Raw genomic sequence first — 2,364 nt, forward strand, 5'->3', positions numbered from 1 at the left:
AATGAAAAAAGATACAATTTGTGCGATTTCAACTCCTCTTGGAGTAAATGGTATAGGGATTGTAAGATTAAGTGGTCCAGATACATATAAAATTATTGAAGAAATTTTTGTTGCCGGGAAGAATTTAAAGCAGGGTAAAAAAATAAAAATAAAGGATATTCCATCTCATACAATTCATTATGGTTATATTGTTGAAAGCAGAAGAAGAATTGATGAGGTCTTACTAACCATTATGAAATCTCCAAAAACATATACAAAAGAAGATATCGCAGAAATTAATTGTCACGGTGGAATTATCCCATTAAAAGAGGTTTTAAGTGTATGTATTAAAAAAGGAGCACGACTTGCCAGCCCTGGAGAATTTACAATGAGAGCATTTCTCAATGGTAGAATTGACCTTACACAGGCAGAAAGTGTTCTTGAAATAATAACCAGTCAGACAGAAAAATCACTTGAAATCTCTCTTTTGAAATTAGAAGGCAGTTTTTCAGAAAAAATAAATAATATAAAAGAAAAAATTGTGAGGTACTTATCACAATTTGAGTACCTGATTGATTTTCCTGAGGAAGAAGATATAAAAGCAATTGAAAGAGTTGGTGAAAAAGAAATTGATGTCTTAATAAAAGAAATTGAAAAAATTATTTCATCTTCTAAAAGGGGGAAAATTTTATTTGAAGGAGTTAAAGTAGCAATAATTGGGAGAACAAATGTAGGCAAATCATCACTCCTTAATAAATTGATTGAAGAAGAAAGAGCAATTGTAAGTGAAATTCCCGGTACAACAAGAGATATAATTCAGGAAGTTATAAATATAAAAGGGATTCCTGTAAAAATAATTGATACAGCAGGAATAAGAAAAACAAAAGGGAAAATTGAAAAAATGGGAGTTGAAAAAGCAGTTGAATGGATGAAGAAAGCAGAAATAAATATACTTATTTTAGACGGAAGTCAACAATTGAAAAAAGATGATAAAAAATTGTTTGAAAAAATCAAAGGGAATAATTATATCATAGCAATTAACAAAGTTGACCTGCCCTTAAAAATAGAAATTGAAAAAATTAAAAAAATTTTTTCTGATGAAAAAATTGTATTTATTTCAGCAAAAGAAGGTAAAGGTATTGATGAATTAAAAGAGAAAATCTTTAAAATTGTTGAGAAGGGAGAAAAAGTAAGTGAAGGTGAAATTTATCTCAATTTAAGGCAGGAAGAACTTATAAGAAAATTGAAAAAAGCACTTATTGGTTGTCTTAACTCAATTAAAAAGAATTTACCGTTAGAAATATCAACAGAATATTTGAGACAGGCAATTCGTGAAATTGACTATCTAACTGGAAATAGGTATAATGATGAAGTACTTGAAAATATATTTTCAAATTTTTGTATTGGCAAATAGCAAACACTCATACTTGGTAGTTACTGTTTTTTTAGGCGGTAGCAGTTGTGCTATCTGGGAAACGATGACGCACCAACTCTGCTTTGCTACCCTTTGCTTCTTTAGTCGGTTTATCAAAGGGGGAACTTATGGGTAGGGGATATCTTTGGGAGAGAGGCTCGTCGATAAACTATGCCCGAGTGGATGGATTTTACTTTGTGCCTAAATATAACATAACTTCTCTAAATACTTAAAAAAATGAATAAAATTTTTAAAATGGGCAGATTTTATAAAATTATACCAGTTGTTCTTCTTTTCATTTTTTCTGGATGTGCTACTTATTACAATCCTGTTACAAAAAAAGTTGAATATACATTTTATTCTGAAAAAGACGAGATTGATATGGGAGTTGCTATGGATAAAAAACTCCAGAAAGAACTTAAAATCATTCCAACTCCTGTCAAAGTTGAAGAAATAGGACAAAAAATTGCAAATGCCTGTGATAGACCGAATTTGAAATATACTTTCAGAGTAGTTGAAGGAGAAGATATAAATGCTTTTTCAATTCCAGGACCTTTTGTTTATATTTATACAGGGCTATTAAAAAATGCAGAAGATGATGAAATTGCATGTGTTATCGGACATGAAATAGGACATATTTGTGCAAGAGATGGAGTTCATAGATTACAGACACAACTTCTTTATTCAATTCCAGCAGCAGTTCTTCTTAGTAATGCAAGGTCAGAAGCAATACAAAAATCAATTGATACAATTTTCAATTTAACAATGCTTAAATATAGTAGAGAAGAAGAATTAAGAGCAGATGCTTTGGGTGTAATTTATGCTTATAGAGGTGGATATAAACCAGAGGGAATGGTAACATTTTTCAAAAAACTTCAAGAAATTGAGAAGAAAAATCCCAAAATAATTCCTGCTTTTTTAAGCGACCATCCAGATATAGAAGAGAGAATAAAAAATGTTCAGGCAACAAT

Annotated in this window: 2 protein-coding genes; both read left to right on the top strand. The window is 30.3% G+C overall.

All coding sequences use genetic code 11. The annotated features are described in order from the left end of the window. Positions 1–1,393 (top strand): tRNA uridine-5-carboxymethylaminomethyl(34) synthesis GTPase MnmE (gene mnmE / locus PLW95_08105; protein HOV22617.1); only part of this gene is annotated, 1,393 nt, incomplete at its 5' end. A gap of 237 nt (positions 1,394–1,630) precedes the next feature. Beyond that, positions 1,631–2,364 (top strand): M48 family metallopeptidase (locus PLW95_08110; GenBank protein HOV22618.1); only part of this gene is annotated, 734 nt, incomplete at its 3' end.

The organism is bacterium, assembly GCA_035370465.1.
GTDB lineage: Bacteria > Ratteibacteria > UBA8468 > B48-G9 > JAFGKM01 > JAGGVW01.